Source organism: Salipiger marinus (assembly GCF_035481585.1).
GTDB classification, from domain to species: Bacteria; Pseudomonadota; Alphaproteobacteria; order Rhodobacterales; family Rhodobacteraceae; genus Salipiger; species Salipiger marinus.
In genome coordinates, this window is the sequence record NZ_JAYKSL010000003.1 from 225,068 (window position 1) to 249,857 (window position 24,790).

Sequence of the window (24,790 nt, forward strand, 5' to 3'; positions counted from 1 at the left end):
AGTGGCGGAGCGAGGGGCTGCCTGCCCCTCGCGCTCCCCGGGGATATTTGCGGTCAGAAGAAACGCTCAGTCGCGCGGCGTGCGCTGGCGCGACAGCAGGCGCCCGATCAGGAAGCTGGTGCGGGGGGCATAGACATAGGCGGTGCGCCGGGTGGCGGGGCGGGCGCGGCGGCGGATCAGGCCGAAGATCACCAGCGCCAGATGGCCAAGCCCGATCATCGTGAAGAGCGCGGGCGGGCCGAAGCCCTCGATCAGCGCGGCGGCGGCGGAGGGCGCGGCGATGGCCCCCACCGCATACCAGAACATCAGGGCGGCGGAGAGTTCGACCCGTTCCGAATCCTCGGCGAAATCATGGGCATGGGAGGCGGCGATCGAATAGATCGGGAAGGTGGTCAGCCCGAAGATCGCCGCCATGATCATGACGCCGGTGGGGGAGAGGCTGGTGAGCGTGGCGGTGGCGACGCAGGAGGCGATGGCCGCGACCGAGAGCCAGATCAGCACCTGCCTGCGGTCGCAGCGGTCGGCGATCCAGCCGACGGGATATTGCGCCAGCGCCCCCCCGGCCACGAAGGCGGCAAGGAAGAAGGCGATCTGGTCGGGGGCGAGCCCCACCTCTGCGCCATAGACCGGGCCCACCATCCGGAAGCTGGCCGAAGAGAGCGCGGCGGTCAGCACCCCCGCCACGGCCAGCGGCGAGCGCGCGCCCGCCAGCGCCGGGCGCAGCCGCGGGGCGGCGGGGGTGCGGGGCTGGCGGCGGCGGGTCAGGGTGATGGGCAGCAGCGCCATGCAGCAGAGCAGCGCCAGCAGGTTGTAGCTGACGTAATGCGCAGGTTCGAGCACGCCGATCACCAGCTGTGCTGCGAGCGAGGCGCCCATATCCGCCACCCGGTAGGCGCCCATGGCGCGGCCCCGGGTCTCGTTGGTGACTTCTGCCTGCAGCCAGGCCTCGATCACCGTATAGGCGCCCGCGACGCTGAGCCCCGAGGCGAGGCGGAAGACCGCCCAGGCTTCGGGGGTGGGGACCAGCGGATGCGCGATCAGCCCCATTGCGCCAAGTGCCGTGAAGGCGGCGAAGGCGCGGGAATGGCCGACCGAGCCCATCAGCCGCGGCGCCCACCAGCAGCCCGCAAAAAAGCCCAAGAAATGTGCCGACCCCAGCAGGCCGATTTCGGTGGTGGTGAAGTCCAGTGCGAATCCGGAAAGCGCGTCTAGCGGGCCGACGCCGCCGGTGGACAGTTGCAGAAGGACCACCGACAGAAACAGGGCCGCAAAGGACAAAGGCAGGCGCATGGGTTCTGAGGATCATGGGGAACCGGGGGTGTCGCGACCGGCTGCGACATTGCGGGGTCGTTTTCGGTGCTTGGGGCGGCTTTGGCGCGGTGGGAGAATCGGGGCTTGGCAAGCCCGCGCGGCCCGCTAGTCTGCGCCGCGACATGGGAACCAGGAGAGACGCGATGCAGATGACCCCGCTTGGGCGCACCGGGATGACGGTGTCGAGGCTGTGCCTTGGCACCATGACCTTTGGCAACCAGACCGCGCCGGAGGAGGCCTTTGCCCAGATCGAGCGGGCGCAGGCGGCGGGGATCAATTTCATGGACTGCGCCGAGATGTATCCGGTGAACCCGGTGCGGGCGGAAAGCGTGGGCCGGTCCGAGGAGATTCTGGGCGCGTGGTTTGCCCGCAGCGGGCGGCGGCAGGACTGGATTCTGGCCACCAAGATCACCGGCGAGGGCCAGAAGGCGGTGCGCGACGGCGCGCCGATTACGCCCGAGAAGATCCGCGCGGCCATCGAAGGCTCGCTGAAGCGGCTGCGCTGCGAGGTGATCGACCTTTACCAGTTCCACTGGCCCAACCGGGGCAGCTATGCCTTCCGGCAGAGCTGGCGCTTTGCGCCATGGACGCAGGACCGCGAGGCGACGCGCCAGCATATGGCGGATGCCCTGGGCACGCTGGCCGAGGAGGTGGCGCGCGGCACGATCCGCGCCTTTGGTCTGTCCAATGAAAGCACATGGGGCACGGCGGAATGGCTGCGCATCGCGGCGGATACCGGCGGGCCGCGCGTCGCTTCGGTGCAGAACGAATATTCGCTGCTGTGCCGCATGGCCGATACCGATCTGGCGGAGCTTCTGGTGAACGAGGAGGTGGGGCTGCTGCCCTATTCGCCGCTGGCGGCGGGGCTGCTGACCGGCAAGTATCAGGGCGGGTCGGTGCCCGAGGGCTCGCGCATGGCGCTGAACGGCACGCTGGGCGGGCGCAAGACCGACCGCGCCTTTGATGCCGTCGCGGCCTATCTTGATCTGGCGCGGGCGCATGGGATCGATCCGGTGCACATGGCGCTGGCCTGGGCGGCGGGGCGGCCCTTTGTCACCTCGGCGATCTTTGGCGCCACCACGCTGGCGCAGCTGGAGCATCTGCTGGGGGCGGCCGATCTGGTCCTGCCGGAGGATCTGCTGGCGGCGCTGGATGATCTGCACAAGGCCCATCCCATGCCCTATTGAGGCGCGATGTTGCCTTGGCCCGCGTCCTTGGCTATGGCGCGGGCATGACCAGTTCCAACAAGCATCCCGGCGCGCCGTGGCGCAATTTCTATGGCCGCCTGAAGGGCAAGACGCTGCGCCCGGCGCAGGAAGCCTATCTGGACGAGGATCTGGTGGCGCTGTCGCCGGGCCCGGTCGACTGGGAGGTCAATCCCGACCGCGTGCCGCTGGATCTGCGCGCGCGCTTTGGCGAGGTGCCGGTCTGGCTGGAGGTGGGATTCGGCGGCGGCGAGCATCTGGTGCATCAGGCCGCCACCCATCCGCAGGTGGCGATCATCGGCTGCGAGCCCTTCATCAATGGCGTGGCCATGCTGCTGGGCAAGATCCGCGCGGCGGGCGTGTCGAACCTTGCCGTTTATCCCGGCGATGCCCGCAACATCTTTGACGTGCTGCCCGACGGATCGGTGCAGAAGGCCTTTCTGCTTTATCCCGACCCATGGCCCAAGACCCGGCATCACCGCCGCCGTTTCGTGACGCAGGAGCATCTGGTGCCGCTGGCCCGGGTTCTGGCGCCTGGGGCGGAGTTCCGGGTGGCCACCGACATTCCCGATTACGTGCGCCAGACGCTGGCGGAGGTCCCGAAGGCCGGGTTCACGCGGGTGCGCTGCGCGGCGGAGGATCTGCACCGCGCCTGGGAGGACTGGCTGCCGACGCGCTACGAGAAAAAGGCGCTGCGCGAGGGAAGGGTGCCGCATTACCTGACCTTCCGGCGCGGCTGAGGCGACCGGCGCGGCAGGGGGGCGCTGCCCCCCACGGACCTGCGGTCCGTTCCCCCCGGAGTTTATCCGGCAAGATGAAGGGGCGGGCCTTATGCCGAGACCCGGGCGCCGCAGGGCGATGGACGGAGGCGGCGGGCGCTGCTACATGGCGCGCGAGTGATCACAGGAGGGGCGTCATGTCGAGCCACGGGGAAGCCAGAGCGATGGTGTCGCGCAAGTCCGCAGGGCTGCGCGGGCAGGCGGAGGTGCCGGGGGACAAGTCGATTTCGCATCGCGCGCTGATCCTTGGTGCGCTGGCCGTGGGCGAGACGCGGGTGAGCGGGCTGCTGGAAGGGCAGGACGTGCTGGACACGGCCCGCGCCATGCGCGCCTTTGGCGCCGAGGTCGAGAAGCGCGGCGATGTCTGGCATGTGACGGGTGTTGGCGTTGGCGGTTTTGCCGAGCCCGCGCAGGTGATCGACTGCGGCAATTCCGGCACCGGGGTGCGGCTGATCATGGGGGCCATGGCCACCACGCCGATCTCTGCCACCTTCACCGGCGATGCCAGCCTGAACAAGCGGCCCATGGCGCGGATCACCGATCCGCTGCGGCTGTTCGGGGCCCATGCCTATGGCCGGTCGGGCGGGCGGCTGCCGCTGGTTCTGGTCGGGGCGGAGCAGGCGATGCCGGTGCGCTATGCCACGCCGGTGCCTTCGGCTCAGGTGAAGTCGGCGGTGCTGCTGGCCGGACTCAATGCGCCGGGCGAGACCGTGGTGATCGAGCGCGAGGCGACGCGGGATCATTCCGAGCGGATGCTGGCGGGGTTCGGCGCGGTCATTTCCAGCGAAGACGGCCCGGAGGGGCGGGTCATCACCCTGCAGGGCCAGCCCGAGCTGCGCCCGCAGGTGATTGCGGTGCCGCGCGATCCGTCCTCGGCGGCGTTTCCGGTCTGTGCGGCGCTGATCACCGAAGGCTCGGACGTGCTGGTGCCGAATATCGGGCTGAACCCGACGCGGGCGGGGCTGTTCTTTACCCTGCAGGAGATGGGGGCTGATCTGGTCTTCGAGAATCCGCGCGAGGAGGGCGGCGAGCCCGTCGCCGATCTGCGGGCGCGGTTTTCGCCCGACCTGCGCGGCATCGAGGTGCCGGCAGAGCGCGCGGCGAGCATGATCGACGAATATCCGGTGCTGTCGGTGGTGGCGGCCTTTGCCGAGGGGCGCACCCATATGCCCGGCGTCAAGGAACTGCGCGTCAAGGAAAGCGACCGGATCGAGGCCATGGCCGTGGGGCTGCGCGCCTGCGGCGTGACGGTGGAGGCGGGCGAAGACTGGTGGACGGTCGAGGGGCGCGGCTTTGGCGCCGTGCCGGGCGGGGCCACTCTGGCCACGCATCTGGATCACCGCATCGCCATGTCGTTTCTGGTGCTGGGGCTGGCCACGGAGGCGCCGGTGACGGTGGATGATGGCGGCCCCATCGCCACCTCGTTCCCGGTGTTCGAGCCGCTGATGCGCGGGCTTGGGGCGGATCTGGGGGCTGCGGACGCGGATCCGGCGGGCTAAGGTGGCCGCCGCGCTGGTCTGGTGCGCTGCTCTGGTGCGGGACCATGCGGCTTGTCAGTCCGGTCACGCGGGTTAAGCTTGCCGCCCTGGGCACGGCATCAGGCTTTGAGGGAAAGGACGACGCATGGCTTTCACCATCGCCATCGACGGGCCGGCGGCGGCTGGCAAGGGCACCATCAGCCGCGCGGTTGCGGCGCATTTCGGCTTTGCGCATCTGGATACCGGGCTGCTGTACCGCGCGGTGGGGCGGCTGATGCTGGAGGGCGTGCCGCCGATCGCGGCGGCGCAGACGCTGACGGCGCAGGATCTGGGCGGGTCCGGGCTGCGCGCGCCGGAGGTGTCGCAGGCCGCGTCGCGGGTGGCGGCCATCCCGGAGGTGCGCGCGGCGCTGGTGGATTTCCAGCGCGCCTTTGCCCGGCGTGATGGCGGGGCCGTGCTGGACGGGCGCGACATCGGCACGGTGATCTGCCCCGAGGCGGATGCCAAGCTCTTCGTGACCGCGAGCCCCGAAGTGCGGGCGCGGCGGCGTTTTGACGAGCTTTGCGCCACCGGCGTTACGACAGATTACGCGCGCGTGCTGGAAGAGACCCGCGAGCGCGACGACAGGGATGCGACGCGGGCCGATGCGCCGCTGCGGGCGGCGCCCGACGCGGTGGTGATCGACACCTCGGCGCTGGATGTGGAGGCGGCGGTGGCGGCGGCCATTGCGGCGGTAGAAACACGAAGCGGGAGAGCGCGGGCATGAAAACGCTGATCATGGGACAGGGCGGGCCGGAGATTCCGGCGCTGGGGATCGGGGCCATGTCCTTTGCCGATTTTTACGGCGAGACCACCGAGGCCGCGTCTTTTGCGGTGCTGGATGCGGCCGTGGCGGCGGGGCTGCGCCATATCGACACCTCCAATGTCTATGGCAAGGGCCGGTCGGAGCGCACCATCGGCGCGTGGCTTGCCGCCAATCCCGGCGCGCGGGACAAGCTGCACATCGCCACCAAGGCGGGCATCACGCAGGATGCGCAGGGGCGGCGCGTCTTCAACAACAGCGCCGCGCATCTGGAGGCAGAGCTGGACGGATCGCTGGCGCGGATGGGGGTGGAGCAGGTCGACCTGTTCTATGTCCACCGGCGCGAGGCGGCCATCCCCATCGAGGAGGTGGCGGAGGGGCTGGGCCGGATCGTCGCCAAGGGCAAGGCGCGGGCGGTGGGCTTTTCCGAGATCGCGCCCTCGTCGCTGCGGCGGGCCCATGCGGTGTTTCCGGTGGCGGCGGTGCAGTCGGAATATTCGCTCTCCTCGCGCTTTGTCGAACTGGGGCTGCTGCAGGCCTGCCGCGCGCTTGGCGTGGCGCTGGTGGCATTCTCGCCGGTGGGTCGGTCGCTGCTGACCGATGCGCCGCTTGATCCGGCGAAATTCGGCAAGGGCAGCTTCGTGGGCGACAATCCCCGGTTCCAGCCGCCGAATTTTGCCGCCAATCTGGCGATCACCGACGGGTTCCGGCGGCTGGCGGCAGAGATGGAGGTGCCTGCGGCGGGGCTGGCCATCGCATGGCTTCTGGCGCAGGACGGCCCGGTGCTGCCGATCCCCGGCACGCGGTCGGTGGCGCATCTGCGCGAACTGCTGCGCGGGCTCGAGCTGGATCTGGGGCCGGAGGATCTGGCCCGGATCGAGTCGGTGCTGCCGGTGGGCTGGGCGCATGGCGACCGCTATTCCGACGGGCAGTATGTGGGGCCGGAACGGTTCTGCTGATCGCGGCTTGTGCGGGCTGGAGGGGGCAGAGGGGGGGGCTGCCCCCCGCGCGCCTGCGGCGCGCGCCCCCCGGGATACTTGTGCCAAGAAGAAGGGCGCGGGACCGGGGCCGGGCGCGCGGGCGGTGCGCCGCTGCGGGCAGGACCTGCGGGCCGGATGGCTTTAAGCCTTGCCTTGACGGGGTGTGGCAGCTATATCGCGCGCGTCCAGCAAGGCTTGCGACGCCCGCCTTCAGGGGGCGGGCAGGGTCGGTTCAACGGCCCATCCTGTGCTTCGCGGAAGCCCGAAAGACCAATCCCAAGACCGGCGGAGACAACCGCATGGCCAGCAAAAAAACCGATGTAAAGGACATATACGCCACATGGCAAATACCACCATGGAGGAATTCGAGGCCCTCCTTAACGAAAGCCTCGAAATGGACACCCCGGACGAAGGTTCGGTTGTCCGCGGCAAGGTCATCGCGATTGAAGCGGGCCAGGCCATCATCGATGTCGGCTACAAGATGGAAGGCCGCGTCGATCTTAAGGAATTCGCCGAACCCGGCGAGACTCCCAACGTTTCCGTCGGCGATGAGGTCGAAGTTTACCTGCGCTCCGCCGAGAACGCCCGGGGCGAAGCCGTCATCTCCCGCGAGATGGCCCGCCGCGAGGAAGCCTGGGACCGTCTGGAAAAGGCCTATGCCGACGATGCCCGCGTCGAAGGCGCGATCTTCGGCCGCGTCAAGGGTGGCTTCACCGTGGATCTGGGCGGCGCTGTCGCGTTCCTGCCCGGCTCTCAGGTCGATGTGCGCCCCGTGCGCGATGCCGGCCCGCTGATGGGTCTGAAGCAGCCCTTCCAGATCCTCAAGATGGACCGTCGCCGCGGCAACATCGTTGTCTCGCGTCGTGCGATCCTTGAAGAATCGCGCGCCGAACAGCGTGCGGAAGTCATCGCCAACCTCACCGAAGGCCAGACGGTCGACGGCGTGGTCAAGAACATCACCGAATACGGTGCGTTCGTGGATCTGGGCGGTGTCGACGGCCTGCTGCACGTCACCGACATGGCGTGGCGCCGGGTCAACCACCCGTCCGAGATTCTGGCGATCGGCGAAACCGTCAAGGTTCAGGTCATCAAGATCAACAAGGACACCCACCGCATCAGCCTCGGCATGAAGCAGCTGCAGGAAGATCCGTGGGATCTGGTGGCGGTCAAGTTCCCGCTGAGCTCGGTCCATCAGGGCCGCGTGACCAACATCACCGATTACGGCGCCTTCGTGGAGCTGGAGCCCGGTGTCGAAGGTCTGGTCCACGTGTCGGAAATGTCCTGGACCAAGAAGAACGTGCATCCCGGCAAGATCGTGTCCACCTCGCAGGAAGTGGATGTCATGGTGCTGGAGATCGACGCGGCCAAGCGCCGGGTGTCGCTGGGTCTCAAGCAGACCATGCGCAACCCGTGGGAAGTGTTCTCGGAAACTCATCCCGAGGGCACCGAGGTCGAGGGCGAAGTCAAGAACATCACCGAATTCGGTCTGTTCATCGGCCTGCCCGGCGAGATCGACGGCATGGTGCACCTCAGCGACCTGTCGTGGGACCAGCGCGGCGAAGAAGCCATTCAGGATTACCGCAAGGGTGACGTGGTCAAGGCCGTGGTCACCGAAGTGGACACCGACAAGGAGCGCATCTCGCTCTCCATCAAGGCCCTGGGTGGTGACAAGTTCGCCGATGCGGTTGGCGGCGTGAAGCGCGGCTCGATCATCACCGTCGAAGTGACGGCGATCGAGGAAGGCGGCGTCGAGGTGGAATACGAAGGCATGAAGTCCTTCATCCGCCGGTCCGACCTTGCCCGCGACCGTGCCGACCAGCGCCCCGAGCGTTTCTCGGTGGGCGACAAGATCGACGTGCGCGTGACCAATATCGACAGCAAGACCCGTCGTCTGGGCCTGTCGATCAAGGCGCGCGAGATCGCCGAAGAGAAGGAAGCCGTGGAACAGTATGGCTCCTCTGATTCGGGCGCATCGCTGGGCGACATCCTTGGCGCGGCACTGAAGCGCGACGAGTAAGTCCTGTCTGTGACAGGCTGGAAAGGCCCCGCTTCGGCGGGGCCTTTTTGCTGCGCGCGGCCTTCGGCGGGCTGGCTGGCGGAGCGCGCGGGTGAGTCGCAGCACCCGGACTTTCGGCGGAAAACCGCGCGAGAGGCCCGCGCAGGGGCCCCGCTGCCCGCTGGAATGGCTGCAAACTGCTGCGATAAATGGGCTTTTCTCCTCACCGCCCGGTTTCCTTTTGAGCGGCTCGGCGTATAGTCCTAGAATACGAGGGGCGCGGAAGACGCAGCACAGGGATGGTGAAGATGATCAGATCGGAATTGATCCAGAAGATCGCGGAGGAGAACCCGCATCTTTATCAACGGGATGTGGAGCGGATCGTGAATACGATCTTTGACGAGATCACCAATGCCATGGCCCGGGGCGACCGGGTGGAGCTGCGCGGCTTCGGCGCCTTTTCGGTCAAGCAGCGCGATGCCCGGCTGGGGCGCAACCCGCGCACCGGCGAGGCGGTGGATGTCGAGGAGAAATGTGTGCCCTTCTTCAAGACCGGAAAACTGCTGCGCGACCGCCTGAACGGAAAGTGACCTGAATGACCTACATCCGCTACCTGCTTCTGGGCCTGCTGGCCGTGCTGCTGATCGCCATCGCGCTGGCCAACCGGGGGCCGGTCACGCTGCAGCTGCTGCCCGATGACATGGCGACCCTGCTGGCCTTCCAGCAGATGCTGACCGTGCCGGTGTTTCTGGTGTTTTTCGGCGGGATTCTGGCGGGTCTGCTGATCGGCTTCGTCTGGGAATGGCTGCGCGAGCACAAGCACCGCGCCGCCGCAGCACAGCGCAAGGCCGAGCTGCGCCGTCTGGAGCGCCAGCTGAAGCGCACCGAGGCCGAGCGCGACAAGGACAAGGACGAGGTTCTGGCCATTCTCGACCAGAGCCGCTGACCCCTGCGGGGCAGGGGGGCGCTGCCCCCCTCGGCGCGGGACGCGCCTCCCCCCGGAGTTTAGGGGCAAGATGAAAGGAACGGGCCGCCGATGACCAGCGCGGACGGGATCAGGGTCAAGATCTGCGGGCTGACGCGGCCCGAGGACGTGGCTGCCGCGGCGGCGGCGGGCGCGCATTATGCGGGCCTTGTGTTTTATGCCCGGTCGCCGCGTGCGGTCGGGGTGGATCTGGCGCGGGATCTGGCGCTGGCGGCCCCGGTGGGGCTCGCCAAGGTGGCGCTGCTGGTGGATGCCGAGGATGCGGCGCTGGATGCGATCGTGGCGCGGGTGCCGCTCGACATGCTGCAGCTGCATGGGCACGAATCGCCCGAGCGCGTGGCGGAGATCCGGGCGCGGTATGGCCTGCCGGTGATGAAGGCGGTGGGGGTCGCGCGGGCCGAGGATCTGCCGCAGCTTGACGCCTATGCCCGGGTGGCAGACCAGATTCTGGTCGATGCCAAGGCGCCAAAGGACGCGGCGCTGCCGGGCGGCAACGGACTGGCCTTTGACTGGCGGCTGATTGCCGGGCGGCGCTGGCCGGTGCCGTGGATGCTGGCGGGGGGGCTCGCGCCGCAGAATGTGGCGCAGGCGGTGGCGATGACCGGCACGCGGCAGCTTGACGTGTCCTCCGGGGTCGAGACGGCGCCGGGGCAGAAATCTGCGGATCTGATCCGGGCCTTCGTGGCGGCGGCGCGCGATCTGGCCCGCGCGCCTGCTGTGCCCCGCCTCTGACGGGCGGGCACCGGTGGGGGGCCGCTTTTCCGGCGGCAAGCACCGGCACGGGATAAAAGACGCTGCAAAAGCAAAGGGCCACCCGTTTGGATGGCCCTTGTCAGATCAGGCGTCAGCCTTGGTTCAGCCCTGACGGGCTTTGAACCGGGGCTGGGTCTTGTTGATCACATAGACGCGGCCCTTACGGCGCACAACGCGGCAGTCGCGGTGGCGCTGTTTGAGCGAGCGGAGTGAGTTTGCGACCTTCATTCCAGTCTCTCCTCTTGTCGCGGCGCGCGAGCGCCTTTCGTTGCAGCATGCGGCGGGACAAGTTCCGCGCGCGGTGAATTCCATGGTGGGCGGTACTGGGATCGAACCAGTGGCCACTACGATGTCAACGTAGTGCTCTACCGCTGAGCTAACCGCCCTTATGGTGTGCGCGATCTCCTTGCTCCGCGATGATGCGGAGCGCGGTGAACCGCGCCGGTGGAGGGGTCTATAAAAGGAGTCGGAAGCGGGATCAAGGGCTTTTGGCAGCCCGGGAAAATGGTTTATTGTCGGCCGGAAGGAGCGCAGATGCCGAAAGTCGCCTATCACCTTGACATGCCCGAGGCGGCCACGTCCTGCGTGGTCTTCGCGTCGCCCCATTCGGGCCGGGATTATCCGTGGAGCTTCCTGCGCAGCACCGTTCTGGACGAACACGCCATCCGCTCGTCTGAGGATGCCTTTGTCGACCGGCTGTTCGACTGTGCGCCGCAGTTTGGCGCGCCTTTCCTGCGGGCCGGGGCGCCGCGCGCGTTTGTCGACCTGAACCGCGCTGCCGACGAGCTGGATCCCGCGCTGATCGAAGGGGTGCGGCGGGGCGGCCACAATCCGCGCGTCGCGAGCGGGCTGGGGGTGGTGCCGCGCGTGGTGGCCAATGGCAGGGCGATCTATAGCGGCAAGCTGCCCATGACCGAGGCGGAGCGGCGGATCACCCAGTACTGGCGGCCCTATCACACGCAGCTTCAGGCGCTGCTGAGCCGGGCGCTGCTGGGATTCGGCGAGACGATTCTCATCGACTGTCATTCCATGCCGCATGAGGCGGTGGAGGGGGCGGCACGCGGTGGCGCGCGGCGGCCCGAGATCGTGATCGGCGACCGGTTTGGTGCCTCGGCGGCGCCGGAGATCGTCGAGCTGATCGAGACGGCCTTCCGCCGCGCCGGGCTGGTGGTGGCGCGCAACGCGCCTTTTGCCGGGGCCTATATCACGCAGGCCTATGGCCGCCCGTCGCGGCGCCAGCATGCGGTGCAGGTGGAGATTGACCGCGCCATCTACATGGACGAGGCCAGCATCCGGCCCAATGCGAATTTCCAGCCGTTCCGGCGGCTGCTGCGCGGCGTGGTGTCCGAGGTGGCGGCGATCGGTCACCGCGACCAGCAGCTGGCGGCGGAATAGGCTCAGCCGAACAGCGCGTCGAGCCGGCTGTCCAGCGCGGCGGGATCCTGCAGCCGCAGGCGCACCGGCAGGGTCAGCACCTTGGGGCGGAAGCTGTCGGGCAGGCGCACGGCATCCTTTTCGGTGGTGACAAGCTGCGCGCCCGCCGCGGCGGCGTCCCGCTCCAGCCGGGTCAGCAGGGCGGGGGTCAGCGGCTGGTGGTCGTCCAGCGCCCGCGTGCCGCGCAGATCGGCGCCAAGCCCGCGCAGCGTGGCGAAGAATTTCTCGGGATGGCCGATGCCGGCGAAGGCGAAGGCGGGCATGTCCTGCCAGTCCATGCCGGTCTGCAGCGGCTCCAGCGCGCCGGTCAGATGCGGCAGGGTGATATGGCGGCGCCAGCGCGCGGCAAATTCCTGCTGCGCCCCGGGCGCCCCGATGGAGAGCAGCAGATCGGCGCGGGCAAGGCCGGGGTCGACCGGCTCGCGCAGCGGCCCTGCGGGCAGGCAGCGGCCATTGCCGAAGCCATAGCGCGCATCGACCACCACCAGCGCCAGATCCTGCGCCAGCGCCGGGTTCTGGAAGCCGTCATCCAGCACCACCGCCTGCGCGCCCGCCGCCACAGCCGCCTTGGCGCCCGCCGCGCGGTCGCGCGCCACCCAAACCGGGGCGAAGGCGGCCAGCAGCAGCGGTTCGTCGCCCACATCGGCGGCGCTGTGGCGGCGCGGATCGACCTGCACCGGGCCGGTCAGCCGCCCACCATGGCCGCGCGACAACACCTGCGCCGCGATGCCGCGCGCCGCCAGCCGTTCCAGCACCGCGATGACGCTGGGGGTCTTGCCGGTGCCGCCCGCGTTGAGGTTGCCGACGCAGATCACCGGCACGCCCACCCGCAGGCGCGGGCCTGCCGTCACGCGGCGGGCGGTGGCGCGGGCAGTCAGCGCCGCCAGCGGCGCCAGCAGGCGGGCCTGCCACGCGGGGCGGTCGGGGGGGGTGTCCCAGAAGCCGGGGGCGCGCATCAGGCGGCCTCCCCGGTATCCAGCCAGTCCCCGGCCAGCGTCAGCAGCTCGTCGGTCAGGGCGGCGCCCTGGCTCACCACATCCCAGCCGGCATGGGCCATGGCGGCGGCGCGGTCGGGGGCGATCAGCTGGCTGACGGCGGCGGAGAGCGAATCGAAATCGCGCACGATCCGCGCTGCCCCCGCCTCGGCCAGCCGGGAATAGGCGGGCAGGTGGCGGCCCACATTGGGACCATACAGCAGCGCCGTGCCATGCACCGCCGCCTCCAAAGGATCCTCGCCGCCATGGCCGGGCACCAGCGAGCCGCCCAGAAAGACCAGCGGCGCCAGCCGGTACCACAGGCCCAGCTCGCCCGGGGTTTCGGTCAGGATCATCTGCGTGGTCTCGTCCGGCATCTCGCCATTGTCCCAGAGGCACAGCCGCAGGTCAGAGGCGCGGGCGCGGTCGGCGATGGCCGCCGCATCCTCGCCCTCGGCAGGGACCAGAATCAGCAGCAGCCGGTGCGCCAGCCGCACCGCGCGCAGATGCGCGTCCAGCACCTGCTCCGCCTCTGCGGTGCGCACGCGGGCGGCGAGCCAGACCGGGCGGGCGGCAAAGGCCGCCACCAGCTCTTCATGGGCGCGGCGCGGATAGTCGAGCGGCGGCGCGGTTTCGGTCAGCAGCCCGGTGCGCGGCAGCCGGTCCTCGGGCAGGCCCGCGCGGCGCAGGCGGCGGCGGGCGGCGTCATCCACGCCATAGGCGCGGTCAAACAGGCTGAGCGTGGCCGGGGCGGCATCGGGCATCCAGCCCGGCGCCGGGGTGGTCCATTGCGCGTCCCGCGCATCCAGCAGCACCAGCTTCGTGCCGCGCGCCTTCAGCGTGTGCAGCAGGGCGGGGCGCAGATGCTGGCCGGTCCAGAAGCCGATGGCGGGGCGCCAGTGGGTCGCAAAGCCCGTCACCTCGGGCTGGCTTTCGCCGGGCAGGTCGGTCGCGATGGCGCCGGGCGGGGCGCAGGCCGAATCACCGGTGACCAGCAGCGACAGATCCGGGCGCTGCATCTGCAGGCGCGACAGAAGCGCGGCCAGAGGCCGGGCGCTGCCGGGCGTGCCCGCCTGCGCCCAGATGATCGGTCCCGCAGGCCTTGGCTGGTCCGGTTCCGCCACGGCGGAACTGGTCCTGCCTCTGGCGAAAGCCAGATAGGCGGACAGGGAAAACGGCCTGCGCGTCAAGGTCAGCCAAGATCCACGGCGGCTGAGTCTTCGCGCTCTTCGTCGCGCAGGCGGTGCAGATGGGCGATGAAATAGCGCATATGCGCATTGTCCACGGTGCGCTGCGCTTCGGCCTTCCACGCATCATGCGCCGAGGCGTAATCGGGGAAGATGCCGACGATATGAATGTCGTTCACGTCCTTGAAGACGGTTTTCTCCGGCGTGACCAGTTCGCCGCCGAAGACGAGATGAAGGCGTTGACCCATGCGGTGTCCTTTCTCGCGCTGACGCGCGCACCCTACGGCCTGCGGGCGGCACGTCAAGCCGTGGTCATGGTCTCAGCGCGGGTGCAGCCGGGCCAGAATGTCGTCATGCAGCACCGGATTGGCGGCGATCACGCCCTCGTGCTGCGCGCTGCGGGCGTTGAAGGCCAAGGGGCGCCCGAAACGGTCCGTCACCCGTGCCCCCGCCTCCTGCAGGATCAGCGTGCCTGCGGCGATGTCCCACTCCCATGTCGGGCGGAAGGTCAGCATCGCGTCGTAGCGCGCCTCTGCCACAAGGGCCAGCCGCCATGCCAGCGAGGGGCGGTGGCTGCGCCGGAACCCCGGCACGGTGCCGCGCCAGAATCCCGGATCCAGCACCGGCTTTGGCGCCAGCACATGCGCCCGGGTCAGGTCGCCCTGTCGGGTCACGGTCAGCGGCGCGCCGTTCAGCGTTGCGCCGCGCCCGCGCGTGGCGGCATAGCCCAGCCCCAGCACCGGCAGCAGCACGGCGGCGGCGATCACCTCGCCGCGCTCGGCGATGGCCAGCGAATGCGCCCAGCTGTCCTCGCCCTCGATGAAGCTGCGGGTGCCGTCGATGGGGTCGATGATGAACACCCGCTCCGATGCCAGCCGGGTGGGGGCATCGGCGCTTTCTTCCGACAGCCAGCCATAGCCGGGGCGGGCGGTGCGCAGGATCTGCTCCAGCCGGTCATTCACCGCCAGATCGGCGGCGGTGACGGGGCTGCCATCCTGCGCCTTCAGCCGGATGTCCAGCGGCCCGCCGCGATAGGCCAGCGCCACCTCTGCCGCAGCTTCGGCGGCACGCACCAAGAGGGCGCCATCACTCTCCGGCAAGGGTCAGCCCCTCGACCCGCAGCGAGGGCACGACGCGCGACAGCCAAGGCCGCGCGTCATTGGCAGGCGTCAGGCTCAGCAGCATCTCGCGCAGGTTCCCCGCGAGGGTGACGCCGGAGACGGGATAGGCGATCTCGCCATTCTCGATCCAGAAGCCTGCGGCACCCCGGGAATAATCGCCGGTATTGGGGTTGATGGTCGATCCGATCATCGAGGTGACCAGCAGCCCGCGCCCCGTCTCCGCGATCAGCTCGGCGCGGCTCTGCCCGCCTTGGGTCAGGTCAAGGTTCCACGCCGTGGGCGACGGCGCCGAGGAGGTGCCGCGCGCCGCATTGCCGGTGGGCGCCAGCCCCAGCTTGCGCGCCGTGGCCAGATCCAGCGACCAGCCCTGCAGCACGCCATCCTGCACCAGCGCCCGCGCCCGGGTCGGCAGGCCCTCGGCATCGAAGGGGCGCGAGGAGGGCGCGCGCACCCGGCGCGGATCCTCGATCAGCGACAGCGCTGCGGGCAGCACCTGTTCCCCCATCGCGTCGCGCAGCCACGAGGCGCCGCGCGTGATCGCGCTGCCATTGATCGCTGCCGCCAGATGCCCGATCAGCGAGCCGGAAATGCGTTCGTCAAAGATCACCGGATAGGCGCCGGTGCGCGGCTTGCGCGGGCTCAGCCGCTCCACCGCGCGCTCGCCCGCGCGCGTGCCGATCTCGGCAGCGCCGCGCAGGTCGGCGGCAAAGATGCGGGTGTCGCCGTCATGGTCGCGCTCCATCCCCAGCCCGCTGCCCGCGATGGCGACGCAGGAAATGGACCGCGAACTGCGCGTATAGCCGCCCGAAAAGCCGTTGGTGGCGGCCAGATGCACCCGCGTCGCGCTGTAATGCGCCGAGGCGCCATCCACCTGCGTGACGCCGCGCACCGCCTGCGCCGCCGCCTCCGCCTCGCGCGCGTCCTGCTCCAGCTCGGCGGGGGACGGTTCGGCGGCGGGATCGAACAGCTCCAGCGCCGCGGCATCCACATCCCGCGCCAGCAGGGCGGGATCGGCAAGGCCGATATAGGGATCTTCAGGCGCCTCGCGCGCCATGGCCACCGCCCGCTCCGCCATGGCGGCCAGCACCTCGGGCCGCGCGTCAGAGCCGGAGACCACGGCGCTGCGCTGCCCGATCAGCACGCGCAGGCCGAATTCCAGCCCCTCGGCGCGCTCCGCCTGTTCCAGCCTGCCGCCGCGCGTATCGATGCCAAGCGCCGTGCCATCCAGCGCCATGGCATCGGCGGCATCGGCCCCGGCGCGGGTCGCGGCCTGCAACAGGGCCGCGGTCAGGGTTTCAAGATCCTTCGACATCTGTCCTCCGGCACGGGTTCAGGAATGGCAGGCTCAGCCTGCGGGTTGCACCACGCCCACGATGGGGCCCATGGTCCGGCCCGGATCGGCACGTCCGATCGCGGGCGCATAAAGCCGCGAGACATTGCCGTCGAAATACAGCGCCTGCGGCAGCTTCAGCCCGTCGCGGAACAGCCGCCCGAACTCGTGAAAGGTCACCGGCTGTTCCGAGATCGCAAAGACCAGCCGCCGCCCGTCCGCCGAAGCGCCGACACCGTTGCGCACATAGCGCGAGGTGCTGTCGGGCAGGAAGCGCGGATGCAGCGCGCCGTCGATCACCAGCATCGGCCCCGACTGCGTGGCAAAGCGGCAGTCTGGCCTGCTGGCCAGAAAGGCGCGCGTCTCGATCACCTCGGCGCGGCGGTCGCGGATGCACAGGATGCCGTTGGGCAGCAGCCCGAAATTCCCCGGCGAGGGGTTCGGCACCACGCGCATCTCCTCGCGCCCGTCCTCGACATAATGGCCCACCGGCGCGCGGTCGGCATGATACATGCCCGCGTTCATCGCGAAGGCCAGCGTCAGCCCCTGCGGCGCCAGCGCGCTTTCCAGCGTCGAAAACTGGCCCCAGGGCTGGCCCTCGGGATCACGCAGAAAGGTGCGCAGATCCTCGCGCGCCGCATCGACCCGGCAGAGCGTGTAGCGCTGGCCCTCGAAGCTCTCGGTTGCGCAATCCACCGCCGCAGCCCGGCCCGGCCACAGGACCGCAGCCGCCAGACAGGCGGTGGCAAGGATGCGCCAGAGGCTCACTCGTCCAGATCGCGGCGCACCGCGTCCTGCGCGAAGAGGCGCCGCGTCTCGTCGAGCCGGTCGAAGGTCTCGTCGAGCCGGAACCGCAGTTCTGGCGCGAATTTCAGCGTCAGCCCCTTGGAGACCGCCCGCCGCAGCTCGGCGCGGTTGCGCTCCAGCCCTTCGAACATGGGGGCGGGATCGCCGCCGCCCAATGGCACCACATAGGCGGTCGCCACCTTCAGGTCGGGTGACACGCGCACCTCGCCCACGGTGATCGACTGCCGGTTCAGTTCGGGGTCGTGGATGTCGCCCCGGTTCAGGACGTCGGACAGCGTGCGCCGGATGAGTTCCCCCACCCGAAGCTGCCGCTGGCTCGGCCCCGAACCTTCTTGGAATCTGTTTTTGCCCATGGCGCAGACATAGGCCTGTTGCGCCCCTTTGCCAAGCCGACCCGCGCGCGCTAAGCAGGCCGCGTGTCGACATGGAGGGCAAGATGACCGATCAACCGGGCGTGGTGGTGACAGGCGTGTCGGGGCGCATGGGGCAGATGCTGGTGCGCGAACTGGGGCGCAGCGACCGGCTGCGGCTGTCGGGCGCGCTGGAACGGCCCGGCCATCCATGGGTGGGCCGCGATCTGGGCGAGGCGATGGGCGGTGCCCCGCTTGGCGTCACGGTCAGCGACGATCCGCTCGACACCTTCGCCCGCGCGCAGGCGGTGCTGGATTTCACCGCCCCCGAGGCGACGGTGGAGTTTGCCGATCTGGCGGCACAGGCGCGCTGCGTGCATGTGATCGGCACCACCGGGCTTCAGCCTGCGCATCTCGACCGCATCCGCGCCGCCGCCCATCACGCGGTGATCGTGCGTGCGGGCAACATGAGCCTTGGCGTCAACCTGCTGACCCGCATCACCCGGCAGGTGGCGGCGGCGCTGGATGCCGACTGGGACATCGAGATCGTGGAAATGCACCACAACCGCAAGGTCGACGCGCCCTCCGGCACGGCGCTGATGCTGGGAGAGGCTGCGGCGGCAGGCCGGGGCGTCGATCTGGCCGACGCCTCGGACCGGGGCCGCGACGGGCTGACCGGCGCGCGCAGGCGCGGCGATATCGGCTTTGCCGCGCTGCGCGGCGGCGATGTGGTGGGTGAACACGAGGTGATCTTCGCCACCGAGGGCGAACGCATCGTGCTGAAACACATCGCTTCCGACCGCGCGCTGTTTGCCCGGGGCGCGCTGCGCGCCGCCCTCTGGGGGCAGGACAGGGCGCCCGGCGAATATGACATGCTGGATGTGCTCGGCCTGAACGACTGACCCGTTCCGGCCGCGCTCGGGGCTTCATCTTGCCCCTAAACTCCGGGGGAGTCCGCGTCAGCGGACGGGGGCAGCGCCCCCTCTCTCCCCGGACCTCTCGCGCCTCAGAAATCGATGGCGAGGCCCTTTTTCTCCCAGTCGCCATAGCGCGCGGGGTCAAGCCCGTCGCGGCCGCCATATTCTTTCGGCTGCGGGGACCGGGCGGCTTCCGCCTCGGCGGCGGCGCGGCGTTCGGCGGCTTCGGCCAGCGCGCGCCGGGCGGCGGCGGGCAGGTCGGCGGGGGTGTCGGTGGTCATGGCGGCGGTCCTTCGGCTTTTCAGGCGGGGGTGCCCCTGATATAGGGCCCGGCGCGACCGGGCAACAGGGCCTGCGCGGAACGGAGAGACCCCATGTCCGACAAGGCAAGCCCGGCGCGCGGCGCCGCCCTCAGATGTCTGGGCGAGGTGACGGGGCAGGGCCGCCTGCTGTCCGAGGCGATGACCGGCCCCGCATGGGCCGCGCTGGCCCCCGCCGACCGCGCCGCAGCGCAGCGCATGACGCTGGAGGTGCTGCGCAATCTCGACCGCTGCGATGCGCTGCTGAAACCGCATCTGCGCAAGGCGCCGCCGCTGATGGTGCGCAACGTGCTGCGGCTTGGCACATGGGAGCTTTGCACCGGCGGCGCCGCGCATGGCGTGGTGAATGACTGCGTGACCCTTGTCTCCGCCGACCGCAAGGCGCGGACCATGGCGGGGCTGGTCAATGCCGTGCTGCGCCGCATCGCCGAGGATGGCCCTGCGGCATGGGCCAAGCTGCGGGTGCCGCGCCTGCCGCGCTGGCTGCGCGATCCGCTGCGCGCGGCATGGGGGCCGCAGGCGGTGGCGGCGATGGAGGCGGCGCATCTGGCGGGCGCGCCGCTTGACCTGACCGTGAAGGATGATGCGGCGGGCTGGGCCGACCGGCTGGGGGCGGAGCTGCTGCCCACCGGCTCGCTGCGGCTGACCGAGGCGGGGCAGGTTTCGGGTCTGCCCGGTTATGACGAAGGCGCGTGGTGGGTGCAGGATGCCGCCGCCGCCCTGCCGGTGCGGCTTCTGGGCGATGTGGCGGGGCTCCGCGCGCTGGATCTTTGTGCCGCCCCGGGCGGCAAGACGCTGCAGCTTGCGGCGGCGGGGGCGCATGTCACGGCGCTCGATCTGTCCGAACCCCGGCTGGCGCGGCTGGCCGAAAATCTGGCCCGCACCGGGCTTGGCGCCGAGCTGGTGGCGGGCGACGCGCTGGAAGCGCGTGGCCAGTGGGATGTGGTGCTGCTGGATGCGCCCTGTTCGGCCACCGGCACCATCCGCCGCCACCCCGATCTGCCGCGTGCCCGGCAGGGCGAGGGGATTTCCGACCTGATCGACCTGCAGGCGCGGATGCTCGATCACGCGCTGAGCCTGCTGGCGCCGGGCGGGCGGCTGGTGTTCTGCACCTGCTCGCTGCTGCCCGATGAGGGCGAATGCCAGATCGAGGAGGCTCTGGTCCGCCATCCCGGCCTGCAGGTGCTGCCCGCCGAGGCGCCGGGGGTCGAGCCGGGCTGGCGCGCGCCCGAGGGCGGGCTGCGGCTGCGCCCCGATTGCTGGCCCGCGCGTGGCGGCATGGACGGGTTCTACATGGCGGTGCTGCAGCGCGGCTGAAGCGGTCGCAAAGGGGGCGCTGCCCCCTCTGCGGCTGCGCCGCATTCACCCCCGGGATATTTCTGGTCAGAAGAAGGGCAGGCGGTGGCCTGCGGGGCGCGGCGGGCGGTTTGTCCGGTGACTTGCCGCGGCGGCTGCGTTAAGGTTCCGTCAAGACGCCATTCAGGGGCGCGACGATGGGGCGGGGCATGATGGAGGATTGGAGCTGGTCGCTGGCGGTCACGCGCTGGCGCAACCGTCTGGCCGCCCGGGCGGCGGCGCGGGCGCGGCCCGCCACCGCCTTCCGGTCGCAGCCCGAACCCCGCGCCACCGGATCCGCCGCGCGCGGGCGCCAGCTTTGCGCGGGAAATCTGCTTTTTGCCGGTCATCTGGTCGAGGCACCGGGGGCGATGATCTGGGATCTGCCCGCGCCGGACTGGGCGTGGCAGGCGCAGATCCATGATTTTGGCTGGCTCGACGATCTGGCGGCGGTGGGTGATGCGCCCGCCCGCGCGCTGGCGCAGGAGTGGCTCTGGGGCTGGATCGCGCGCTATGGCCGCGGGCAGGGGCCGGGCTGGGTGCCCGATCTCGCCGGTCAGCGGCTGATCCGCTGGACCCATCATGCGCTGTTTCTGCTGCGGGGCCGCGATGCCGCCGCCGCCACGGGGTTTTTTCGCGCGCTTGGCAGCCAGACGCTGTTTCTGGGCCGCCGCTGGCAGGTGGCACCGCCGGGGCTGCCGCGCTTTGCCGCGCTGACCGGGCTGATATATGCGGGCCTGTCGCTGGAGGGGATGGAGGCGCAGGTGGATCCCGCCTGCCGCGCGCTGGAAGCCGAATGCGAGGCCCGCGTCGATGCACAGGGCGGCATCCCCTCGCGCAATCCCGAAGAGCTGCTGGAGGTGCTGAGCCTGCTGACATGGGCTGCCGCCGCGCTGCGCGAGGCGGATCGCAGCCCCGGACCTGCGCATCTGGCGGCGATTTCCCGCATCGCCCCCACGCTGCGCGCGCTGCGCCATGCCGATGGCGGGCTGGCGCGGTTTCAGGGCGGCGGGCGCGGCGCCGAAGGACGGCTGGAGCAGGCGCTGGTCGGCGCCGGGCTGCGCTGGCGCCCGCCCGAGGGGCTGGCCATGGGCTATGCCCGGCTGTCGGCGGGGCGGACCAGCGTCATTGTCGATGCGGCGCCGCCGGTGCTGGGGCGGGCTTCGGGGGATGCCCATGCCTCGACGCTGGCTTTCGAGCTGACCACCGGGCGGCGGCCGCTGATCGTCAGCTGCGGCACCGGCGAGATGTTCGGCGAGGACTGGCGGCGGGCGGGGCGGGCGACGCCCTCGCATTCCACGCTGGCGCTGGCGGGGCAGTCCAGCGCGCGGCTGGCGGAGCGGCGGCGGCTGGCGGGGGTCGAGGTCGAACTGCTGGCCGAGGCGCCGAAGCGCGTGCCGGTGGAACTGCGCGCCACGGCGGAGGGGCCGCGGCTGGAGGCCGGGCATGACGGCTGGCGCGCCAGCCACGGGCTGACCCATGCGCGGGTGCTGCAGCTGTCGCCGGACGGGCGGGAGCTGAGCGGCGAGGACATGCTGCTGACGCTGGACGAGGCCGACCGGCGCCAGTTCAGCCGGAAGCTGGATGCGGGGCGGCTGGCGGGCCTGCCATGGGAGATCCGCTTTCACCTGCATCCCGAGGTTGAGGCGGAGATTGATCTGGGCGGGGCGGCGGTGTCGCTGGGGCTGCGCTCGGGCGAGATCTGGGTGTTCCGGCCCGAACCGGGGGTGGATCTGACGCTGGAGCCCTCGGTCTATCTGGAAAAGGGCAGGCTGCGGCCCCGCGCCGCGAAACAGGTCGTTTTATCCGGCCGCGCGATGGAGTATGCGACCCGCATCCGCTGGAGCCTGGCCAAGGCGCAGGACACCGCGCTTGCGGTGCGCGATCTGGTCCGGGACGAGCTGGACATGATGCTCTGAACCATCTGGGACCAATGCCATATGCCTGACCTGCACCCCGTCGCCCGCGCGCTGATTTCCGTTTCCGACAAGACCGGCCTTCTGGATCTTGGCCGTGCGCTGGAGGCGCGGGGGATCGAGATCCTGTCCACCGGCGGCTCTGCCCGCGCCCTGCGCGAGGCCGGCATCGCCGTGCGCGACGTGGCAGAGGTGACCGAATTCCCCGAAATGATGGACGGGCGGGTCAAGACCCTGCATCCGCGCATCCATGGCGGCCTGCTGGCGCTGCGCGACGACGACGCGCATCTGGCGGCGATGGCCGAGCATGGCATTCCCGCCATCGACCTGCTGGTGGTCAATCTTTATCCCTTCGAGGCGACCGTGGCGCAGGGCGGTGATTACGCCACCTGCATCGAGAATATCGACATCGGCGGCCCTGCGATGATCCGCGCCGCCGCGAAGAATCACGGCTTTGTCACCGTGGTGACCGATGTGGCGGATTATCCCGCGCTGCTGGCCGAACTGGACGCGCAGGAGGGCGCCACCACGCTGGCCTTCCGGCAGAGCCTTGCGCAGATCGCCTATGCCCGCACCGGGGCCTATGACGCGGCGGTGTCCACATGGATGGCGGGCGCGCTGGAACAGGCCGCGCCGCGCCGCCGGGTGATCGCGGGCGAGATCGCCCAGACCCTGCGCTATGGCGAGAACCCGCATCAGGCGGCGGCCTTCTACCGCGACGGGTCGAACCGTCCGGGCGTGGCCACGGCGGTGCAGCATCAGGGCAAGGATCTGAGCTACAACAACATCAACGACACCGATGCGGCCTTTGAGCTTGTATCGGAATTCCGGCCCGAGGACGGCCCGGCCTGCGCGATCATCAAACATGCCAATCCCTGCGGCGTGGCGCGCGGCGCGACGCTGGCCGAGGCCTATGCCCGCGCTTTTGACTGCGACCGCACCTCTGCCTTTGGCGGGATCGTGGCGCTGAATCAGGTGCTGGATGCCGACACGGCCCGCGCCATCACCGAGATCTTCACCGAGGTGGTGATCGCCCCCGGCGCCGATGACGCCGCGCGCGAGATCTTTGCCGCCAAGAAGAACCTGCGCCTGCTCACCACCTCCGGTCTTGCCGACACCGCCGCGCCGGGGCTCGCCTTCCGTCAGGTGTCGGGCGGGATGCTGGTGCAGGACCGCGACAATGGCGTGATCACCCGCGCCGATCTGAAGGTGGTGACGCAGCGCCAGCCCAGCGAGGCCGAGCTGGAGGATCTGCTGTTTGCATGGACCGTCGCCAAACACGTCAAGTCCAACGCCATCGTGTATGTGAAGGACAAGGCGACGGTGGGTGTGGGCGCGGGCCAGATGAGCCGGCTTGATTCGGCGCTGATCGCCGCGAAGAAGGCCGAGCGCATGGCCGAGGGACTGGGCCTGCCGTCGCCGCTGACGCAGGGGTCGGCCGTCGCCTCTGACGCGTTCTTTCCCTTTGCCGACGGGCTGATGGAAGCGGCGGCGGCGGGCGCGACCTCTGTCATCCAGCCGGGCGGGTCGATGCGCGATGCCGAGGTGATCGCCGCCGCCGATGCGGCGGGGCTTGCCATGGTGTTCACCGGCATGCGGCATTTCCGGCACTGAGCCGGTCGTGAGGGGGCAGGGGGCTCTGCCCCCTCTGGCGCGTGCCGCGCCATTCACCCCCGGAGTTTTCCGGGCAAGATGAAGACGGGGGCCTTGGTTCCCGCATGCGAGGGAGCAGGATCATGCGGATCGTCGCGGCAACGGCGCTGGGGGTCTTTCTGGCCGACCAGCTGTCGAAATGGCTGGTGGTGCATGTCATGGGGCTGGCGCAGAAGCAGGCGATCGACGTGCTGCCGCCGTTTCTGAATTTCCGCATGGCGTGGAATTACGGCATCAATTTCGGGCTGTTTTCCGGCGGGCCCGACGCCACGCGCTGGATCCTGATCGCGCTGGCGCTGGCCATCGTGGGTTTTGTCACGCTCTGGCTGCGGCGCGATCCGCCGGGGCGCTGGGGGCTGATCTCGGGCGGGGTGCTGATCGGCGGCGCGCTTGGCAATGTGGTGGACCGGCTGCTTTATGGCGCGGTGGCGGATTTCCTGAACATGTCCTGCTGCGGCATCTCCAACCCCTTCGCCTTCAACATCGCCGATATCGCGATCTTTGCCGGGGCGCTGGGGCTTGTGCTGTTTCCTGCCGAAGCCATGCCCAAGTCCCGCAAAAAGGGCTCGTGACGGGGCGGGCCGGATGGTCTAAAGCAGGGATCAAGGCAAGAACCGGAGGATGGCCATGAAGCTGCCGCAAGCCGCGCTGATGATCGGGCTCGTCGGGACGCTCGCCGCCTGTTCGGGCGGGGAGGGACGCACGCTGCACCAGCTGCGCAACAACCGCGGCACGCCCGAGGAATTCGCCATCGTTCCCAACAAGCCGCTGGTGCGGCCCGAGACCTATGGCAGCCTGCCCGCGCCGACGCCGGGCGGAGCCAACCGCACCGACCAGACCCCGCGCGCCGATGTGGTGGCGGCCCTTGGCGGCAATCCGGCTGCGCTGGCCTCCTCTGCGGCTCCGGCCAGCGACATGGCGCTGCTGTCGCGCGCGACGCGCTACGGTGCCGATCCGGCGATCCGGACCCAGCTTGCCACCGAAGACGCGGCCTTCCGCCGCCGCAAATCCATCTTCAACTGGAAGCTGGTGCCGGACAACGAATACAACCGCGCCTATCGCGACCAGTCGCTGGATTCGCAGGGCGCGCTGGACGCATGGCGCCGCACCGGCGTGCGCACCCCCTCCGCCCCGCCCGCGGGCGAGTAAGGCGCGGC

The 24,790-nt window shown here is 70.0% G+C and carries 26 protein-coding genes and 1 tRNA gene; 16 read left to right on the forward strand and 11 right to left on the reverse strand.

The features are described from left to right. Window positions 1-66 precede the first annotated feature (66 nt). On the reverse strand, window positions 67-1,290 hold the full coding sequence (locus VK682_RS05890; protein ID WP_324781556.1) for an MFS transporter: 1,224 nt from the start codon (window positions 1,288-1,290) through the stop codon (window positions 67-69). A 164-nt stretch (window positions 1,291-1,454) separates the two neighbouring features. On the opposite strand from VK682_RS05890, the gene VK682_RS05895 reads away from it, so the two are divergent. The 9 genes from VK682_RS05895 to VK682_RS05935 all read left to right on the forward strand — a co-directional run bounded on the left by VK682_RS05895 (window position 1,455) and on the right by VK682_RS05935 (window position 10,268). Then, a complete protein-coding gene (locus VK682_RS05895; RefSeq protein WP_324781558.1) occupies window positions 1,455-2,498 on the forward strand; it encodes an aldo/keto reductase in 1,044 nt (347 codons plus the stop codon). Window positions 2,499-2,542: 44 nt separating this feature from the next. Then, window positions 2,543-3,256, forward strand: a complete 714-nt coding sequence (trmB, locus tag VK682_RS05900) for a tRNA (guanine(46)-N(7))-methyltransferase TrmB (protein ID WP_324781586.1) — start codon at window positions 2,543-2,545, stop codon at window positions 3,254-3,256. A gap of 176 nt (window positions 3,257-3,432) precedes the next feature. Next, window positions 3,433-4,794: a 3-phosphoshikimate 1-carboxyvinyltransferase gene (aroA, locus tag VK682_RS05905; protein ID WP_230795907.1), complete on the forward strand. Its 1,362-nt coding sequence runs from the start codon at window positions 3,433-3,435 to the stop codon at window positions 4,792-4,794. A 124-nt stretch (window positions 4,795-4,918) separates the two neighbouring features. Then, the gene (locus VK682_RS05910) at window positions 4,919-5,539 is read left to right on the forward strand and encodes a (d)CMP kinase (protein ID WP_230795905.1); all 621 of its coding nucleotides are present in this window, start codon (window positions 4,919-4,921) and stop codon (window positions 5,537-5,539) included. Continuing rightward, entirely contained in the window at window positions 5,536-6,534 is a 999-nt protein-coding gene (locus tag VK682_RS05915) for an aldo/keto reductase (protein ID WP_324781559.1), read from the forward strand. Before VK682_RS05910 ends, VK682_RS05915 begins: the two co-directional genes overlap by 4 nt. Window positions 6,535-6,895: 361 nt before the next feature. Next, window positions 6,896-8,572 carry a 30S ribosomal protein S1 gene (rpsA, locus tag VK682_RS05920; RefSeq protein WP_089843325.1) on the forward strand — a complete coding sequence of 559 codons (1,677 nt, stop codon included), beginning with the start codon at window positions 6,896-6,898 and terminating at the stop codon, window positions 8,570-8,572. Between the two features lie 287 nt (window positions 8,573-8,859). Further along, window positions 8,860-9,141: an integration host factor subunit beta gene (gene ihfB / locus VK682_RS05925; RefSeq protein WP_089844074.1), complete on the forward strand. Its 282-nt coding sequence runs from the start codon at window positions 8,860-8,862 to the stop codon at window positions 9,139-9,141. A gap of 5 nt (window positions 9,142-9,146) precedes the next feature. Next, window positions 9,147-9,497, forward strand: a complete 351-nt coding sequence (locus tag VK682_RS05930; protein ID WP_089843319.1) for a lipopolysaccharide assembly protein LapA domain-containing protein — start codon at window positions 9,147-9,149, stop codon at window positions 9,495-9,497. A 90-nt stretch (window positions 9,498-9,587) separates the two neighbouring features. Next, window positions 9,588-10,268, forward strand: coding sequence for a phosphoribosylanthranilate isomerase (locus VK682_RS05935; protein ID WP_324781560.1), 681 nt, complete (start codon window positions 9,588-9,590; stop codon window positions 10,266-10,268). Between the two features lie 123 nt (window positions 10,269-10,391). Here VK682_RS05935 and ykgO read toward each other — a convergent pair whose 3' ends face one another. Beyond that, window positions 10,392-10,517, reverse strand: a complete 126-nt coding sequence (gene ykgO / locus VK682_RS05940) for a type B 50S ribosomal protein L36 (protein ID WP_089843309.1) — start codon at window positions 10,515-10,517, stop codon at window positions 10,392-10,394. An 83-nt stretch (window positions 10,518-10,600) separates the two neighbouring features. Then, window positions 10,601-10,675 (reverse strand) — tRNA-Val (locus VK682_RS05945). Window positions 10,676-10,823: 148 nt separating this feature from the next. Here VK682_RS05945 and VK682_RS05950 point away from each other — a divergent pair. Beyond that, a complete protein-coding gene (locus VK682_RS05950; protein WP_230795902.1) occupies window positions 10,824-11,684 on the forward strand; it encodes an N-formylglutamate amidohydrolase in 861 nt (286 codons plus the stop codon). A gap of 2 nt (window positions 11,685-11,686) precedes the next feature. Here VK682_RS05950 and lpxK read toward each other — a convergent pair whose 3' ends face one another. The 7 genes from lpxK to rbfA all read right to left on the reverse strand — a co-directional run bounded on the left by lpxK (window position 11,687) and on the right by rbfA (window position 17,495). Beyond that, window positions 11,687-12,679 (reverse strand): tetraacyldisaccharide 4'-kinase, encoded by a 993-nt coding sequence (lpxK, locus tag VK682_RS05955; protein ID WP_230795901.1) that lies wholly within the window; start codon window positions 12,677-12,679, stop codon window positions 11,687-11,689. Next, window positions 12,679-13,821, reverse strand: coding sequence for a 3-deoxy-D-manno-octulosonic acid transferase (locus VK682_RS05960; protein ID WP_230795900.1), 1,143 nt, complete (start codon window positions 13,819-13,821; stop codon window positions 12,679-12,681). Before VK682_RS05960 ends, lpxK begins: the two co-directional genes overlap by 1 nt. Before the next feature lie 68 nt (window positions 13,822-13,889). Then, window positions 13,890-14,132 (reverse strand): DUF4170 domain-containing protein, encoded by a 243-nt coding sequence (locus VK682_RS05965; RefSeq protein ID WP_089843294.1) that lies wholly within the window; start codon window positions 14,130-14,132, stop codon window positions 13,890-13,892. A gap of 72 nt (window positions 14,133-14,204) precedes the next feature. After that, complete coding sequence (locus tag VK682_RS05970) at window positions 14,205-14,984, reverse strand: 3'(2'),5'-bisphosphate nucleotidase CysQ (RefSeq protein WP_324781561.1); 780 nt, start codon at window positions 14,982-14,984, stop codon at window positions 14,205-14,207. After that, window positions 14,971-16,317 carry a TldD/PmbA family protein gene (locus tag VK682_RS05975; protein ID WP_324781562.1) on the reverse strand — a complete coding sequence of 449 codons (1,347 nt, stop codon included), beginning with the start codon at window positions 16,315-16,317 and terminating at the stop codon, window positions 14,971-14,973. The genes VK682_RS05970 and VK682_RS05975 overlap by 14 nt, the downstream gene beginning before the upstream one ends. 33 nt (window positions 16,318-16,350) lie before the next feature. Continuing rightward, window positions 16,351-17,103 (reverse strand): phosphodiester glycosidase family protein, encoded by a 753-nt coding sequence (locus VK682_RS05980; RefSeq protein WP_375342669.1) that lies wholly within the window; start codon window positions 17,101-17,103, stop codon window positions 16,351-16,353. Continuing rightward, entirely contained in the window at window positions 17,100-17,495 is a 396-nt protein-coding gene (gene rbfA, locus VK682_RS05985) for a 30S ribosome-binding factor RbfA (RefSeq protein WP_089843285.1), read from the reverse strand. Before rbfA ends, VK682_RS05980 begins: the two co-directional genes overlap by 4 nt. A gap of 83 nt (window positions 17,496-17,578) precedes the next feature. Here rbfA and dapB point away from each other — a divergent pair, with 83 nt between their 5' ends. Then, window positions 17,579-18,394, forward strand: coding sequence for a 4-hydroxy-tetrahydrodipicolinate reductase (dapB, locus tag VK682_RS05990; RefSeq protein WP_324781563.1), 816 nt, complete (start codon window positions 17,579-17,581; stop codon window positions 18,392-18,394). A 104-nt stretch (window positions 18,395-18,498) separates the two neighbouring features. Here dapB and VK682_RS05995 read toward each other — a convergent pair whose 3' ends face one another. Next, window positions 18,499-18,690, reverse strand: a complete 192-nt coding sequence (locus VK682_RS05995) for a DUF1674 domain-containing protein (RefSeq protein WP_230795897.1) — start codon at window positions 18,688-18,690, stop codon at window positions 18,499-18,501. 93 nt (window positions 18,691-18,783) lie between these two features. On the opposite strand from VK682_RS05995, the gene VK682_RS06000 reads away from it, so the two are divergent. The 5 genes from VK682_RS06000 to VK682_RS06020 all read left to right on the forward strand — a co-directional run bounded on the left by VK682_RS06000 (window position 18,784) and on the right by VK682_RS06020 (window position 24,782). Further along, on the forward strand, window positions 18,784-20,046 hold the full coding sequence (locus VK682_RS06000) for an RsmB/NOP family class I SAM-dependent RNA methyltransferase (protein ID WP_230795896.1): 1,263 nt from the start codon (window positions 18,784-18,786) through the stop codon (window positions 20,044-20,046). A 188-nt stretch (window positions 20,047-20,234) separates the two neighbouring features. Continuing rightward, on the forward strand, window positions 20,235-21,983 hold the full coding sequence (locus tag VK682_RS06005; RefSeq protein ID WP_230795895.1) for a heparinase II/III family protein: 1,749 nt from the start codon (window positions 20,235-20,237) through the stop codon (window positions 21,981-21,983). 21 nt (window positions 21,984-22,004) lie between these two features. Next, window positions 22,005-23,594, forward strand: coding sequence for a bifunctional phosphoribosylaminoimidazolecarboxamide formyltransferase/IMP cyclohydrolase (gene purH, locus VK682_RS06010; RefSeq protein ID WP_089843275.1), 1,590 nt, complete (start codon window positions 22,005-22,007; stop codon window positions 23,592-23,594). A 122-nt stretch (window positions 23,595-23,716) separates the two neighbouring features. Beyond that, window positions 23,717-24,205, forward strand: coding sequence for a signal peptidase II (gene lspA, locus VK682_RS06015; protein ID WP_230795894.1), 489 nt, complete (start codon window positions 23,717-23,719; stop codon window positions 24,203-24,205). A gap of 55 nt (window positions 24,206-24,260) precedes the next feature. Continuing rightward, complete coding sequence (locus VK682_RS06020; protein WP_230795893.1) at window positions 24,261-24,782, forward strand: DUF3035 domain-containing protein; 522 nt, start codon at window positions 24,261-24,263, stop codon at window positions 24,780-24,782. Window positions 24,783-24,790: the final 8 nt, after the last annotated feature.